The following is a 14,711-nucleotide window of genomic DNA, read 5'->3' on the forward strand; positions in this document are numbered from 1 at the left end:
CACACCGCATGGGGCCATAAGATTTTTGCACCAGTTTGCAGTTTATGCATCTTCATGTCCGGCATTCGCTTGCCGCGCCCCATTCGCCGATGCTATGTCCGTGCTGTTTCCTTCCCCAATATACGGAACATTTATGCAGAAGCTTCACCTGGTGATGGGCGGTCGCGTCAGCGATCCGCAGGGTCTTGAATTTGTTGATCTCAACGCGCTGGATATCGTCGGTGTGTTCCCCGACTATGCCACGGCGGTCGACGCATGGCGCAGCGCGGCGCAGCGCAGCGTGGACGATGCCGAAATGAAATATGTGGTGGTGCATCTGCATCGCCTGCTGGATCAGCCGGACCAGGTTTCGGCCTAAGCCAGCAGCACCGTTGCTTCCCGCATTGGTGAACGGCACCGATGCGGGCAGTCGCGGGCGGTCATGCCAAACCGCCCGAACAACACTGCGCAATCCCCTGCCCCCAAACGAAAAAAGGCGACGAAGATCGCCGCCTCTTTCCACCTGATCGCAGCGCGCCATGCGCTGACGCTGTGCGCGAAGGTTCAGATGAATTCGATCTTCTGCACCAGATAGAAGCGCTCACCAGCCGGCACGCTCACCTCGATCTCGTCCTCGACCTTCTTGCTGATCAGCGCCTTGCCCAAAGGCGAGTTATAGCTGATCCGGCCCAGTTTCGCGTCCGCCTCATACGGGCCGACGATCTGGTAACGCACCGGCTTGTCATCATCATCCAGCAGCGTGACGGTCGCGCCAAACACGATGCGGTCGCCCGACAGCGTGGTGGGATCGATGATGTGAGCGCGGCTGATCTTGTCTTCCAGATCGGCGATCTGCGCCTCAACCTGCCCCTGCCGCTCCTTGGCCGAGTGGTATTCGGCATTTTCGGACAGGTCGCCATGGGCGCGCGCTTCCTCGATCGCGTCGACGATCTTGGGCCGCTCCTCACGCAGCGCTTTCAGCTCGGCCGCTAGCTTTTCATAGCCATACGCCAGCATCGGCAGCTTTTCGACACTTGCCATCCGTCAATCTTCCTTTTTCCCTCCCCCGGAATGACAAGCCCCTCTCCCGTTGCCGGATTACCAGCAACGGGCGGGGCCGTCCGAACTATGGGGAGGACGTGGTCGGTCAGCTATAATAGGACTGCAACGGGCATACTTCAAGGTTTGCCCGACCCAGCGCCGCAATCGCCTCCGAAGCGGCGACACTGGCGGCGGCCGTGGTGAAATACGGCACCTTGTTGTTCAGCGCTGCCTGACGGATGCTTTGCGAATCCTTCAGGCTCTGCCAGCCCTCGGTGGTGTTGATGATCATTGCGATGTCGCCATCGATGATGCGGTCAACAATATGCGGACGCCCTTCCGCCACCTTGTTCACGCGCTCCACGGCAACGCCCATCTCGGCCAGATATTTGGCCGTGCCGCCGGTGGCGATCAGGCGGAAACCCAGTTCCGTCAGGCGCTGCGCGGCGGGCAGGATGACACCCTTGTCGCTGTCCTTGACCGAGACGAACACCACGCCCGAACGCGGCAGAACCGTGCCCGCGCCCAGCTGCGCCTTGGCAAAGGCGGTGGCGAAATCGCGGTCCAGCCCCATCACCTCGCCGGTCGACTTCATCTCGGGGCTCAGCACCGGATCGACGCCGGGGAAACGGGCAAACGGGAACACCGCTTCCTTGACCGCCATATAGTCCAGCTCGCGGCGGAACGGCGGGAAGGTGTCCAGCTTTTCGCCCGCCATCACGCGCGCGGCGATCTTGGCCACCGGCTGACCGATCGCCTTGGCGACGAAGGGCACGGTACGGCTGGCGCGGGGGTTGACCTCGATCAGGTACACCTCGCCATCCTTGACCGCGAACTGCACGTTCATCAGCCCGCGCACGCCCAGCGCCATGGCCAAAGCCTCGGCCTGACGCTCCATTTCGGCGACGATTTCGGCCGACAGCGAATAGGGCGGGATCGTGCAGGCGCTGTCGCCCGAATGGATGCCCGCTTCCTCGATGTGCTGCATCACGCCGGCGACCACCACGCGGTCCCCGTCGCACAGCGCGTCAACGTCGCATTCGATGGCATCGCGCAGATACTGATCGATCAGCACGGGGCTGTCGCCTGACACCTGCACGGCGGTGGCGATGTAGTCGTCCAGCTGGCTCTGGCTGTCGACGATTTCCATCGCGCGGCCACCCAGCACATAGCTGGGACGCATCAGCACCGGGTAGCCAATGCGGCTGGCAACGGCCACGGCCTCGTCGCGGCTGCGGGCGATGCCGTTCAGCGGCTGCTTCAGGCCCAGGTTCTCGACCAAGGCGGCAAAACGCTCGCGGTCTTCGGCCAGATCGATGGCGTCCGGGCTGGTGCCCAGGATCGGAATGCCCGCATCCTCCAGCGCCTGCGCCAGCTTGAGCGGGGTCTGCCCGCCAAACTGCACGATCACGCCCACCAGCGTGCCATTCATCTGTTCCACGCGCAGGATTTCCAGCACGTCCTCGGCCGTCAACGGCTCGAAATACAGGCGGTCGGACGTGTCATAGTCGGTCGACACCGTTTCCGGGTTGCAGTTGACCATGATCGTTTCATAGCCAACATCGGCCAGCGAGAAGCAGGCATGGACGCAGCAATAGTCGAACTCGATCCCCTGACCGATACGGTTCGGGCCACCGCCAAGGATGACGATCTTCTTGCGGTCGGACGGGGCGGCCTCGTTCTCGGGCTCGCCAAACATCGGCGCTTCATAGGTCGAGTACATGTAAGGCGTCACCGCCTCAAACTCGGCCGCGCAGCTGTCGATGCGCTTGAACACGGGATGGACGTTCAGGCGGTGACGCAGGGCGCGCACCTCGTCCTCGGTCGTGGCGCCCGCCATGGCCGACACGACATCATGCAACAGCCCGCTGCGCACGGCTGTGGTTTCACCCAGACCGCCCGCGACATGCACCGAACGCACCGCCAGCGTGGCCAGACGGCGGTCGGAAAAGCCCATCGCCTTCAATGCGCGCAGACCAGCCGCGTCATTGGGCAGGCCCTCGTCCATGATCTTTGCCTCTTGCGCAATGATTTCATGGATATGGCGCAGGAACCACGGATCGTAATGGGTGATCGCGTGGACGTCCTCGACGCTGAACCCTTCGCGGAAGGCCTGCGCCACCACCAGCAGGCGGTCGGGCGTGGCGCGCGACAGGGCGGCGGTGATCTCGTCACGAGTCGCGCCTTCCAGCTCGACCACGCGGTTGAACCCGTCCAGCCCGGTTTCCAGCCCGCGCAGGGCCTTTTGCATCGATTCCTTGATGTTGCGGCCGATCGCCATCACCTCGCCCACCGACTTCATCGCGGTCGACAGCAGCGGCTCGCTCCCCTTGAACTTTTCAAAGGCAAAGCGCGGGATCTTGGTCACGACATAGTCGATCGACGGCTCGAACGAGGCCGGCGTGGCACCAGTGATCTCGTTGGTCAGCTCGTCCAGCGTATAGCCCACGGCCAGCTTGGCCGCGACGCGGGCGATCGGGAAGCCGGTCGCCTTGGACGCCAGCGCCGAGGACCGCGACACGCGCGGGTTCATCTCGATGACGATCAGGCGGCCGTCCTTGGGGTTGACGGCGAACTGCACGTTCGAGCCACCCGTTTCCACGCCAATCTCGCGCAGGACGTTCAGCGACGCCGTGCGCATGATCTGATATTCCTTGTCGGTCAGCGTCAGCGCGGGCGCGACAGTGATCGAATCGCCCGTGTGGACGCCCATCGGGTCGATGTTCTCGATCGAGCAGATGATGATCGAGTTGTCGTTCTTGTCCCGAACGACCTCCATCTCATACTCTTTCCAGCCCAGCAGCGATTCCTCGATCAGCACCTCGGTGGTGGGGCTGGCGTCCAGACCGCTTTTCACGATCTTCTCGAACTCGGCCTTGTTATAGGCCACGCCGCCGCCGGTGCCGCCCAGCGTGAAGCTGGGACGGATGATCGAGGGCAGCCCGGTGCGTTCCAGCACGGCAAAGGCTTCCTCAACCGTGTGGGCCACGCCCGAACGGGCCGATTCCAGCCCGATCTTGTCCATCGCCTCGCGGAAACGCTGACGGTCCTCGGCCTTGTCGATGGCGTCGGCGTCCGCGCCTATCATCTGCACGCCGTATTTTTCCAGCGTGCCGTCATTGAACAGCGCCAGCGCCGTGTTCAGCGCGGTCTGGCCACCCATCGTCGGCAGCACCGCACAGGGGCGCTCCTTCTCGATGATCTTGGCGACGATTTCAGGCGTGATCGGCTCGATATAGGTCGCATCGGCCATGTCCGGATCGGTCATGATCGTGGCGGGGTTCGAGTTCACCAGGATCACCCGGTAGCCCTCTTCCTTCAACGCCTTGATCGCCTGCGTGCCCGAATAGTCGAACTCGCAAGCCTGACCGATGATGATGGGACCCGCGCCAATGACGAGGATCGACGAGATGTCAGTGCGCTTGGGCATCAGGCGAGGCTCTCAATGAATTTCGTGAACAGATAGAAGCTGTCTTGCGGGCCGGGCGAGGCTTCGGGGTGGTACTGGACCGAGAAAGCCTTTTTGCCGGTGATTTCGATGCCGCAATTGCTGCCGTCGAACAGGCTGACGTGGGTTTCGACCACGCCGTCCGGCAGGGTCGCCGCGTCGACCGCGAAACCGTGGTTCATGCTTGTGATTTCCACCACGCCCTCGGCGGTGCGCTTGACCGGGTGGTTGGCGCCTCTGTGGCCCTGATGCATCTTGATCGTCTGCGCGCCAGCGGCCAGCGCCAGCATCTGATGGCCCAGACAAATGCCAAACAGCGGCATCCCCTGATCCAGCAGCGCGCGGATCACCGGCACGGCATATTTGCCGGTGGCGGCCGGGTCACCGGGGCCGTTCGACAGGAACACGCCGTCGGGCTGGAGCGAGAGGATCGTTTCCAGCGAGGTTTCGGCGGGAACCACCGTCACCCGCGCCCCGGCCTGCACCAGATTGCGGAAAATGTTGTCCTTGGCGCCAAAATCCATGGCGACGACATGCGGGCGGGTGTCGTGGGGCGAACGGCCATAACCCTTGCCCAGCGTCCAGATGCCGCCTTCCCAGCCTTCTTGGGCGCTGCGCGTCACCTGCTTGGCCAGATCCATGCCGACCAGACCCGGCCACGCCTTGGCCTTGGCCAACAGGGCGTCGAGGTCAAAGTTGCCATCGGGATCATGCGCGATCACCGCGTTGGGCGCGCCCGACAGGCGGATGCGGCGGGTCAGCGCGCGGGTGTCGAGACCTGCGATGCCGATCTTGCCCTTGGCCTTCATCCAGGCGTCAAAGGTGCCCTCGCTGCGGAAGTTGGACGGGGCCGTCACATCCTCGCGCACGATGCAGCCAACGGCGCCATCGACGGCGGCCTCGTTGTCCTCGGCATTCACGCCGACATTGCCGACATGCGGAAAGGTGAAGGTCACAACCTGACCGGCATAGGAGGGATCAGTCATGATCTCCTGATAGCCGGTGATCGAGGTGTTGAAGCACACTTCGCCCACGGCATTGCCGGTGGCGCCAAATCCGCGCCCCCACGCCACATGCCCATCGCTCAACACCAGAACTGCGGTGGCGCCAGAAGGTTTAGGCGCAAGCGAAAAGGCGGGGTCTGCCATAGGGGGCGCTCCGTTGTAAGGGTTTTGGTAATGTGTGCTAAGGCCCGCCCGCTAGACCTATGTGACCGATACGTCAACCTAGGAAAAGGTGAAAATCCCCGCTAAGGTCTTTCGCCCCTCTGTCGCGCGGCGCGTCGCGCCCGCAATGAGCAACCCCATTCCACAGGGAAAGACCGCAATAATGATCCGCGATTCGATCAAGGCCGCGCAGGTGGCCGCCATGAAGTCGGGCGACAAGGCCCGCCTTGCCGCTGTCCGCCTGATCCTGGCCAAGCTGAAGGACAAGGATATCGAGCTGCGCACCGCCGCCAATATCCCCGATGACGACACCATCGTCACCGACGTGCTGCAAAAGATGGTCAAGCAGCGCCGCGAATCCATCGCCATGTATGAACAGGGTGGCCGCCCCGAACTGGCCGCGGTTGAGGCTGCCGAGGTGGCCGTGATCGAGGACTTCCTGCCCGCGCAGATGGGAGAGGACGAGGTCAAGGCCGCGATCGAGGCGATCAAGGCCGAGGTGGGCGCTGCCGGACCCAAGGACATGGGCAAGGTCATCGCCGCGCTGAAGGCCAAGCATGGCACGCAGATCGACATGAGCAAGGCCAGCGCGCTGGTAAAGGCGGCGCTGGCGTAATGAGCCTCACGCCCCAATGGCTGGACGAGTTGCGCACCCGCATCACGCTGTCGGGCGTGGTCGGGCGCACAACCCGCATCCAGAAGGCGGGGCGCGAGTTTCGCGGCTGTTGCCCGTTCCACAACGAGAAAACGCCCAGCTTTTACGTCAATGACGAGAAGGGCTTTTACCACTGCTTTGGCTGTGGGGCGCATGGCGATGTGATCCGCTGGATGACGGATCAGCGCGGGCTGTCCTTCATGGATGCGGTCAAGCAATTGGCCGAGGAGGCGGGGATGGAGATGCCCGCCCCCGACCCCCGCGCCGCCCAGCGCGCCGAAAAGGCCAAGACGCTGCATGATGTGACGCAGGCGGCGCAGGACTGGTTCGTCGCGCAACTGGCCAGCGACGAGGGCGCTCAGGCTCGCACCTATTTGGCCTCGCGCGGGTTTTCGCCCGCCGTCGCCCGCGAATTCGGCTTTGGCTATGCGCCAGAGGGGCGGCAGGCGTTGAAGGGCGCGCTTGCCCAGTTCCCCGAAGCCATGCTGATCGAGGCGGGCCTGCGGATCGTGGTGGACGATAAGGAGCCCTATGACCGGTTCCGGGGGCGGTTGATGCTGCCCATTCAGGACGCGCGCGGGCGGGTGATCGGCTTTGGCGGGCGCATCCTGCAATCGGGCAAGAGCGACGCGCCCAAATATCTCAACTCCCCCGACACGCCGCTATTTGACAAGGGGCGCACGCTCTACAACCTGCACCGCGCCAGCCCGGCCTCACGCAAAAGCGGGCGGGTGGTCGTGGTCGAAGGCTATATGGACGTGATCGCGCTGGCCGCCGCCGGGTTTCACGATGCCGTGGCGCCGATGGGCACGGCGCTGACCGAAATGCAGATCGAGCTGTTGTGGCGGCAGGTCGAGGTGCCGATCCTGTGCTTTGACGGGGACGCGGCGGGGCAAAGGGCGGCGATGCGGGCGATCACCCGCGCCCTGCCGCTGCTGCGCCCCGGCCATACGCTCCGCATCCTGCGCATGGCCAATGGGCTGGACCCGGACGAGCTGATCAAGGCGCAAGGGCCCAAGGCCATGGCGCAGGCGCTGGAGCAGACCGACAGCCTGATCGACATATTGTGGGCGCATGAACGCGATGCCTCGCCCACCGACAGCCCCGAAGCCAAGGCCGGCCTGAAGGCCCGCCTGATGGCCCATGTCGACACCATCGCCGATCAAGACATCAAGGCGATGTACCGGCGCGAACTGCTGGACCGCTTTTCCGATTTCGCCTTTCCCCGGCGCGAAGCCCCCGCCTTCCAGCCCCGCGCGCCCTTTGCCGGCGGACAGCGCGGTGGTGGACAGAGGGGCCGTTTTGGCCGCGACATCCCCCCGCCCCGCCCCTTGCCCGAAACGGCGGCGCTGGCCGCCCTGCCGCCGGGCGCGGGATTTCGACGCGCCGCGCTCGACGCGCTGGTCGCCGGACTGGTGCGCATGCCACGCCAGATCGCCTTCCACGCCGAGCGTCTGACCCGCCTTGCGCCCGAAGATCCGCGTATTGATCTGTTGCTGGATCATTCCCATGACGCAGAGGGGCTTGATTCGCAGGCGATTGCCACCATATTCGCGCATGAAGGTTTAAGCTTGCCATCAACGGAGGCGCCACGCGGCATGCACTTCTCGTTTCTGTCAGACGATGGCGACACTGCGCAGGCCGATCTGGCCGATGTGGTCACCGTGCTGGCCGAAATCCCGGCCGTTACCGCCGCCAAGGCCCGCGCCATGGCCCGATACGAGGCCGAGTTGACCGAGCAAGCGGAGGCGGAACATAACCGTCTGCGGCAAAGACTGGACGATTTGAAAAAAACAGAACTGGATTTGAAGGCGCGACTCGGCCAAATGGCCGCAACCACCGACAGCAGCGACACCGCATCCGCGGATGGCGCGCCCAACTAGATGGCGGAATAATGGACGAAGAGATTTCTGGCGCTGATGGGGCTTCCGAACGTGAGGGTGGCGATGCGCCGCTGATCGATCTGAACGAGGCTTCGATCAAGAAGCTGATCGCCCGCGCCAAGCGCCGCGGCATCATCACCTATGACGAGCTGAACGAGGCCTTGCCGCAGGACCAGATGACCTCGGAGCAGATCGAGGACATCATGGCCGCGATCAGCGAAATGGGCGTCAACATCGTGGAAAGCGATGAAGACGCGCAGGAAGCCGACGACTCCAGCGCCGACGATGTCGATGATTCCGATTCGATGCTGGCCGATCGGCCCGCCGTCGAAAAGAAGAAGGAAACCATCGAGCGTACCGATGACCCGGTGCGCATGTATCTGCGCGAGATGGGCGCGGTTGAGCTGTTGAGCCGCGAGGGCGAAATCGCCATCGCCAAGCGCATCGAGGCTGGCCGCGACACGATGATCCTGGGCTTGTGCGAAAGCCCGATCACCTTCCACGCCATCATCCAGTGGTCCGAGGCGCTGAACGCGGGCGAAATGCAGCTGCGCGAGATCCTGGATCTGGACGCCATGCTGTCCAAGGAGCCGCAGCCCGAAAACCTGTCCGAGGACGGTGAGGACGAGGACGGCGAGATCAGCGAGGCCACCGCCGGCCCCAGCTTCAAGGAAGAGGACGACATCGAGGAGGAGGAATCCGCCGACGGTGACGAGGATGAGGACGGCATCGAGCGCCGCGCCCGCCGCCCGGTGGAGGAAGAGGAGGAGGACAACACCCTTTCCCTCGCCCAGATGGAGGCCCAGCTCAAGCCCGAGGCGCTGGAGAAGTTCGCCTATATCACCAACCTGTTCCGCGAGTTCGAAAAGGCGCAGGCCGAACGGCTCGATTTCATGTCGCTGGGCAATGACTATCCGGCGGCCAAGGAAACAGCCTATCAAAAGCTGCGCGAGGATCTGACCGCGCAGGTCGAAAGCGTGCAGTTCCACGCGACCAAGATCGAATATCTGGTCGACAACCTGTATGCCTTCAACCGCCGCCTGACGGCGCTGGGCGGCCAGATGCTGCGTCTGGCCGAACGCCACAAGGTGTCGCGCAAGGACTTCCTGGACTGCTATGTCGGGCGTGAGCTGGACGATGCGTGGCTGGCCTCGGTCGCCAAGCGCGACAAGAAATGGGCCAATTTCGCCGCCAACGAGGCCGAAGCCGTCGAACGCATCCGCACCGAGGTGTCGGATATCGCCAGCCAGACCGGCATGTCGCTTCCCGAATTCCGCCGCATCGTCAACATGGTGCAAAAGGGTGAGCGCGAGGCGCGCATCGCCAAGAAGGAAATGGTGGAAGCCAACCTGCGCCTGGTGATCTCGATCGCCAAGAAATACACCAACCGTGGCCTGCAATTCCTTGATCTTATTCAGGAAGGCAACATCGGCCTGATGAAGGCGGTGGACAAGTTCGAGTATCGTCGCGGCTACAAGTTCAGCACCTATGCGACGTGGTGGATCCGTCAGGCCATCACCCGTTCGATCGCTGATCAGGCGCGCACGATCCGTATCCCTGTCCACATGATCGAGACGATCAACAAGCTGGTGCGCACCAGCCGCCAGTTCCTGCACGAGCAGGGCCGCGAGCCAACGCCCGAGGAAATGGCCGAGCGGCTGAGCATGCCGCTCGAAAAGGTGCGCAAGGTGATGAAGATCGCCAAGGAGCCGATCTCCCTTGAAACGCCGATTGGCGACGAGGAAGACAGCCATCTGGGCGACTTCATCGAGGACAAGAACGCCATCATCCCGGTGGATGCGGCGATCCAGTCCAACCTGAAGGAAACGGTCACCCGCGTGCTGGCCAGCCTGACCCCGCGTGAGGAGCGCGTGCTGCGCATGCGTTTTGGCATCGGCATGAACACCGATCACACGCTGGAGGAAGTGGGCCAGCAGTTCAGCGTGACGCGCGAACGTATCCGCCAGATCGAGGCGAAGGCACTGCGCAAGTTGAAGCACCCCAGCCGCAGCCGCAAGATGCGCTCGTTCCTGGACCAGTAAGCGAGCCACAGCGCAAAAGAACCAAAGGGGGCGGCCACCACCGCCCCCTTTTTCTTGGGCCCATCCGGCCTGACGCCCCGCCCCGCGGGATAAAACGCAAACGGGTGCAATTTATACCCGCTTGGGCACTGGCAAGGCGGGCAGACACAGCCTATGGGGGCGTCCTTGCGATTCTGTCTCTATCCGTAGTACAGGCCCGCCCCCTAGACCTGATTCGCCCGCTGCCCCCTGCGCCTGCCCCGATTTGCGCCGCCGGGCCGCCGCCAGAAAGGTGCGTGAAATGAAGATTGCCATTGCCTCGGACCATGCCGCTGTCGCGCTCAAGGCGGAACTCGCCGAATATCTGCGCGCCGCTGGCCATGAGGTGGACGATCTGGGCCCGATGAGCGAAGACCGCGTGGACTACCCCGACTATGGCTACAAGCTGGCCCATGCCGTGGCGTCCGGCGCGGCGGAGCGCGGCGTGGCCCTGTGCGGCAGTGGTATCGGCATTTCCGTGGCGGTCAACCGCAACCCGGCCTGCCGCTGCGCGCTGGTGGGTGAGCCGCTGTCGGCCGCCCTGTCGCGTGAGCACAATGACGCCAATGTCATCGCCATGGGCGCGCGCCTGACCGGCCCCGACATGGCCAAGGCCTGCCTTGACGCCTTTCTTTCGACCGATTTCGGCGGTGGCCGCCATGCTGGCCGCGTCGAAAAGCTGTCCAACCCCGCAATCTGAACCAGCCCCAAAGGAGATACCCCATGACCGACACCGCGACCCCGACGGCCGTTCGTCCGCAAGGCTTCTTTACGGCTGGTCTGGCCGAGCGTGATCCCGCCATCGCTGGCTGGATCAACAAGGAACTGGGCCGTCAGCGCGACAAGATCGAATTGATCGCCTCCGAGAACATCTGTTCGAAGGCGGTGCTGGAAGCGGCCGGTTCGATCCTGACCAACAAATATGCCGAGGGCTATCCCGGCCGCCGCTATTACGGCGGTTGCGAATTTGTGGACGAGATCGAGCAGATCGCCATCGACCGCGCCAAGGCGCTGTTTGGCGCCCAATTCGCCAATGTTCAGCCCAATTCGGGCAGCCAGATGAACCAGGCGGTGTTCCTGGCGCTGCTGCAGCCGGGCGACAGCTTCATGGGTCTGGACCTGTCGGCCGGTGGCCACCTGACGCATGGCAGCCCGGTGAACATGAGCGGCAAGTGGTTCCAGCCGATCCCCTATGGCGTGCGCGAGGACACCCAGCGCATCGACATGGATCAGGTCGCCGACATCGCCCGCGCGAACAAGCCCAAGCTGATCATCTGCGGCGGCACGGCCTATTCGCGTGAGTGGGACTTCAAGCGTTTCCGCGAGATCGCCGATGAAGTGGGCGCGTTCCTGCTGGCCGACATGAGCCACTTTTCGGGTCTGGTCGCGGGCGGCGTGCATCCCTCGCCGGTGCCGCACGCCCATGTCACCACCACCACCACGCACAAGTCGCTGCGCGGCCCCCGTTCGGGCATCATCCTGTCGAACGATGAAGCCATCGCCAAGAAGCTGAACAGCGCGATCTTCCCCGGCCTGCAGGGCGGCCCGCTGATGCACATCATCGCCGCCAAGGCTGTTGCCTTTGCCGAGGCGATGACGCCCGAGTTCAAGGCCTATGCCCGTCAGGTCAAGGCCAACGCCCACGCGCTGGCCGAAAGCCTGAAGGCCGAAGGGCTGGACATCGTTTCGGGCGGCACCGACAACCACCTGATGCTGGTCGACCTGCGCCCCTATGGCGCCAAGGGCAAGCATGCCGAGCATGCGCTGGACCGCGCGGCGATGACCTGCAACAAGAACAACATTCCCTTTGACAGCGAGAAGCCCGCGCTGACCAGCGGCATCCGTCTGGGGGCTCCTGCCGCCACGACCCGCGGTTTTGGCGAGGCCGAGTTCACGCAGATTGGCAAGTGGATCGCCCAAGTGGTTGATGGTCTGCGCAAAAACGGCGAAGCCGGTGACGCGCAGATCGAAGCCCGCGTTGAGGCCGAAGTCGCCGAACTGTGCACCCGCTTCCCGATCTATCAGGGTCTGTCGTACTGATCGCGCAGATGGGGAAGGCGTCCCCTTCCCCATTGCCATAAGGCCCATTTTCCATGCGCTGCCCGTTTTGCGCCCATGATACCAGTCAGGTCAAAGACAGCCGCCCGACCGAGGACAACACCTCGATCCGGCGGCGGCGTCAGTGTGAAAGCTGTGGCGCGCGTTTCACCACCTTTGAGCGCGTGCAATTGCGCGAGATCACCGTGGTCAAGGCCAGCGGCGCGGGCCACGAACCCCGCCGCGAACCGTTTGACCGGGTAAAGATCGAGCAGTCGGTCGCTCTGGCCTGTCGCAAGCGGGCCGTGCCGCAAGAACGCATCGACCAATTGGTCAGCGGCATCCAGCGCCAACTGGAAACCATGGGTGAGGCCGAAGTGCCCAGCCAGACCATCGGAGAAATGGTGATGGACGGCCTGCGCCAATTGGACAGCGTCGCCTATATCCGTTTCGCCAGCGTCTATCGCGACTTTGCCGAGGCGAAGGATTTTGAGGATTTCGCCGCGACCATTCAGGAAGCGGGCAATGCCAGTGGGCAAAGCCATGCCAGTGGGCAAAAGGGCCAGTCGTGACCGGAGATGCCATGACCGATAAGCCCGTCATCGTTCTGGTCCGCCCGCAATTGGGCGAGAACATCGGCAAGGCCGCCCGCGCCATGCTGAACTTTGGCTTGGTCGAGATGCGGCTGGTGACGCCGCGCGATGGCTGGCCCAACCCCAGTGCCGGTCCGGCCGCCGCTGGCGCCGACATCGTGCTGGAACAGGCGCGGGTGTATGACAGCCTCGCCGATGCGGTGGCTGATTGCACCCATGTCTATGCCACCACCGTGCGCAAGCGCGGCGTGACCAAGCCGGTCGTCACCCCCGAACAAGCCGCCCGCGAGATCCACGCGCATACCGCCGCCAACCTTGGCCGCAGCGCGCTGGTTTTTGGCCCCGAACGTTCGGGTCTGGAGACCGAGGACGTGGCGCTGGCCCGCGCGATTGTCACCGTGCCGATCAACCCGGAGTTTGGCTCGCTGAATTTGGCGCAGGCGGTGATCCTGTGCGCCTATGAATGGTCCAAGGGCACGACCGCCGCCGCCACGCTGGAACAGCCCCCGGTCGAGGAGCTGTTGCCCCCTGCCCCGCAGGCCGAACTGGAAGGGCTGATCGCCCATTTCGAGGCATTGCTGGAGCCGCGCGACTATTTCTTTCCGCCCGCCCGCGCGGCGGCCACGCGCCTGACCTTGCGCAACATGCTGACCAAACCGGCGTGGAACCATCTGGAGGTGCGCACCATGCGCGGCGTGCTCTCGGCGCTGACCCGCACCCCCGGTGAAGCCCCGCCCAAGCGCCCCAAACCTGCCCCCACGGCGAACCCAGATACGGACGCGCCCGAAGGGGCTTGACAATCCCGCACCGGGCAGCCAAAGGCGCGCCTTCACAAGGACGGCGTGGGGTTCCCGCGCCGCATGTCCATTGGCCCCGCATGTCCGGTGAAGCGGAGGCCGCCCCTGAAGGAACACCATCAGGGGGTGCGCGCCGGAACCAACGAAGGCATGGGGCAATCCAGCCCCGCCAATAGCAAATGAAAGGAACGACGCGTGTCGAAGCGCCAGTCGTCGAAGTATAAAATTGACCGCCGTATGGGCGAAAACATCTGGGGCCGTCCCAAGAGCTCGGTGAACCGCCGCTCGTATGGCCCCGGTCAGCACGGTCAGCGCCGCAAGGGCAAGCTGTCAGACTATGGCATTCAGCTGCGCGCCAAGCAGAAGCTGAAGGGCTATTACGGCGACATCACCGAAAAGCAGTTCAAGGCCACCTATCAGGAAGCCTCGCGCATGAAGGGCGACACCGGTCAGAACCTGATCGGTCTGCTGGAGCAGCGTCTGGACGCCGTGGTGTATCGCTCGAAGTTCGCCCCGACGATCTTCTCGGCCCGCCAGATCGTGTCGCACGGCCACATCTATGTGAACGGTGTGAAGTGCAACATCGCTTCGCGTCGCGTGCGCCCCGGTGACGTCGTGTCGCTGGGCACCAAGGCCAAGGAAATGGCGCTGATCGCCGAAGCCCAGGCCCTGCCCGAGCGTGAAGTCCCCGATTACGTTGCCGCCGATGGCGACAAGGTCACCTATGTCCGCGTCCCCACGCTGGACGAAGTGCCCTATCCGGTGAAGATGGAACCGAACCTGGTCGTCGAATTCTATTCGCGCTAAGTTTTGGGCCTATTCCAAGGTTTCAGGAAAGGCGGTGGCTTCGGCTGCCGCCTTTTTTGTTTTTGGGATTGAAGGAAAGGTGCCTCCGGCGGGCAAAGGGCGGCGGCCCTTTGCAATCCCGATACTGGGCACGCGCTCGATCGCCACGCCGCAGGCTTTTGCAGCCTCCGGCGGTGCCACGTCATGCCAACGCAGCCGGCCCGCACAACCGCCGCCAGTTAATGGGAGCGCGAGGGACTAGTCCC

General features: G+C 63.9%; 12 protein-coding genes. 9 read left to right on the forward strand and 3 right to left on the reverse strand.

The window, feature by feature from the left end:
* Positions 1-133: 133 nt before the first annotated feature.
* Positions 134-358, forward strand: coding sequence for a DUF4170 domain-containing protein (locus GTZ99_RS07135; protein ID WP_161717552.1), 225 nt, complete (start codon positions 134-136; stop codon positions 356-358).
* A gap of 185 nt (positions 359-543) precedes the next feature.
* On the opposite strand, the gene greA is transcribed toward GTZ99_RS07135, so the two are convergent.
* The 3 genes from greA to carA form a co-directional block, all read right to left on the reverse strand.
* Positions 544-1,020 (reverse strand): transcription elongation factor GreA, encoded by a 477-nt coding sequence (greA, locus tag GTZ99_RS07140; protein WP_161717553.1) that lies wholly within the window; start codon positions 1,018-1,020, stop codon positions 544-546.
* A 106-nt stretch (positions 1,021-1,126) separates the two neighbouring features.
* Complete coding sequence (carB, locus tag GTZ99_RS07145; protein WP_161717554.1) at positions 1,127-4,450, reverse strand: carbamoyl-phosphate synthase large subunit; 3,324 nt, start codon at positions 4,448-4,450, stop codon at positions 1,127-1,129.
* Complete coding sequence (gene carA, locus GTZ99_RS07150) at positions 4,450-5,616, reverse strand: glutamine-hydrolyzing carbamoyl-phosphate synthase small subunit (RefSeq protein ID WP_161717555.1); 1,167 nt, start codon at positions 5,614-5,616, stop codon at positions 4,450-4,452. The genes carB and carA overlap by 1 nt, the downstream gene beginning before the upstream one ends.
* A 181-nt stretch (positions 5,617-5,797) precedes the next feature.
* Here carA and GTZ99_RS07155 point away from each other — a divergent pair, with 181 nt between their 5' ends.
* From GTZ99_RS07155 to rpsD, 8 genes are all read left to right on the forward strand, one after another.
* Positions 5,798-6,250, forward strand: a complete 453-nt coding sequence (locus tag GTZ99_RS07155) for a GatB/YqeY domain-containing protein (protein WP_161717556.1) — start codon at positions 5,798-5,800, stop codon at positions 6,248-6,250.
* Positions 6,250-8,172, forward strand: coding sequence for a DNA primase (gene dnaG, locus GTZ99_RS07160; RefSeq protein ID WP_161717557.1), 1,923 nt, complete (start codon positions 6,250-6,252; stop codon positions 8,170-8,172). The genes GTZ99_RS07155 and dnaG overlap by 1 nt, the downstream gene beginning before the upstream one ends.
* Before the next feature lie 11 nt (positions 8,173-8,183).
* Positions 8,184-10,214 carry an RNA polymerase sigma factor RpoD gene (gene rpoD, locus GTZ99_RS07165; RefSeq protein WP_161717558.1) on the forward strand — a complete coding sequence of 677 codons (2,031 nt, stop codon included), beginning with the start codon at positions 8,184-8,186 and terminating at the stop codon, positions 10,212-10,214.
* 280 nt (positions 10,215-10,494) lie between these two features.
* The gene (gene rpiB / locus GTZ99_RS07170; protein ID WP_161717559.1) at positions 10,495-10,932 is read left to right on the forward strand and encodes a ribose 5-phosphate isomerase B; all 438 of its coding nucleotides are present in this window, start codon (positions 10,495-10,497) and stop codon (positions 10,930-10,932) included.
* 23 nt (positions 10,933-10,955) lie between these two features.
* Positions 10,956-12,272, forward strand: coding sequence for a serine hydroxymethyltransferase (glyA, locus tag GTZ99_RS07175; protein WP_161717560.1), 1,317 nt, complete (start codon positions 10,956-10,958; stop codon positions 12,270-12,272).
* Positions 12,273-12,325: 53 nt separating this feature from the next.
* Complete coding sequence (gene nrdR, locus GTZ99_RS07180) at positions 12,326-12,841, forward strand: transcriptional regulator NrdR (protein WP_161717561.1); 516 nt, start codon at positions 12,326-12,328, stop codon at positions 12,839-12,841.
* Positions 12,842-12,852: 11 nt separating this feature from the next.
* A complete protein-coding gene (locus GTZ99_RS07185; RefSeq protein WP_161717562.1) occupies positions 12,853-13,659 on the forward strand; it encodes an RNA methyltransferase in 807 nt (268 codons plus the stop codon).
* Between the two features lie 195 nt (positions 13,660-13,854).
* Positions 13,855-14,466, forward strand: coding sequence for a 30S ribosomal protein S4 (gene rpsD, locus GTZ99_RS07190; RefSeq protein WP_161717563.1), 612 nt, complete (start codon positions 13,855-13,857; stop codon positions 14,464-14,466).
* Positions 14,467-14,711 lie beyond the last annotated feature (245 nt).

Origin of the sequence: Novosphingobium ovatum (genome assembly GCF_009909235.1) — a bacterium.
GTDB lineage: Bacteria > Pseudomonadota > Alphaproteobacteria > Sphingomonadales > Sphingomonadaceae > Novosphingobium > Novosphingobium ovatum.

Excerpts from the sequence above, each read along its gene's own strand:
- glyA (WP_161717560.1), top strand. The coding sequence starts at position 10,956 with ATGACCGACACCGCGACCCCGACGGCCGTTCGTCCGCAAGGCTTCTTT.
- GTZ99_RS07155 (WP_161717556.1), top strand. The coding sequence starts at position 5,798 with ATGATCCGCGATTCGATCAAGGCCGCGCAGGTGGCCGCCATGAAGTCG.
- rpiB (WP_161717559.1), top strand. The coding sequence starts at position 10,495 with ATGAAGATTGCCATTGCCTCGGACCATGCCGCTGTCGCGCTCAAGGCG.
- carA (WP_161717555.1), bottom strand. The coding sequence starts at position 5,616 with ATGGCAGACCCCGCCTTTTCGCTTGCGCCTAAACCTTCTGGCGCCACC.
- carB (WP_161717554.1), bottom strand. The coding sequence starts at position 4,450 with ATGCCCAAGCGCACTGACATCTCGTCGATCCTCGTCATTGGCGCGGGT.
- greA (WP_161717553.1), bottom strand. The coding sequence starts at position 1,020 with ATGGCAAGTGTCGAAAAGCTGCCGATGCTGGCGTATGGCTATGAAAAG.
- nrdR (WP_161717561.1), top strand. The coding sequence starts at position 12,326 with ATGCGCTGCCCGTTTTGCGCCCATGATACCAGTCAGGTCAAAGACAGC.
- rpoD (WP_161717558.1), top strand. The coding sequence starts at position 8,184 with ATGGACGAAGAGATTTCTGGCGCTGATGGGGCTTCCGAACGTGAGGGT.
- GTZ99_RS07185 (WP_161717562.1), top strand. The coding sequence starts at position 12,853 with ATGACCGATAAGCCCGTCATCGTTCTGGTCCGCCCGCAATTGGGCGAG.
- dnaG (WP_161717557.1), top strand. The coding sequence starts at position 6,250 with ATGAGCCTCACGCCCCAATGGCTGGACGAGTTGCGCACCCGCATCACG.
- GTZ99_RS07135 (WP_161717552.1), top strand. The coding sequence starts at position 134 with ATGCAGAAGCTTCACCTGGTGATGGGCGGTCGCGTCAGCGATCCGCAG.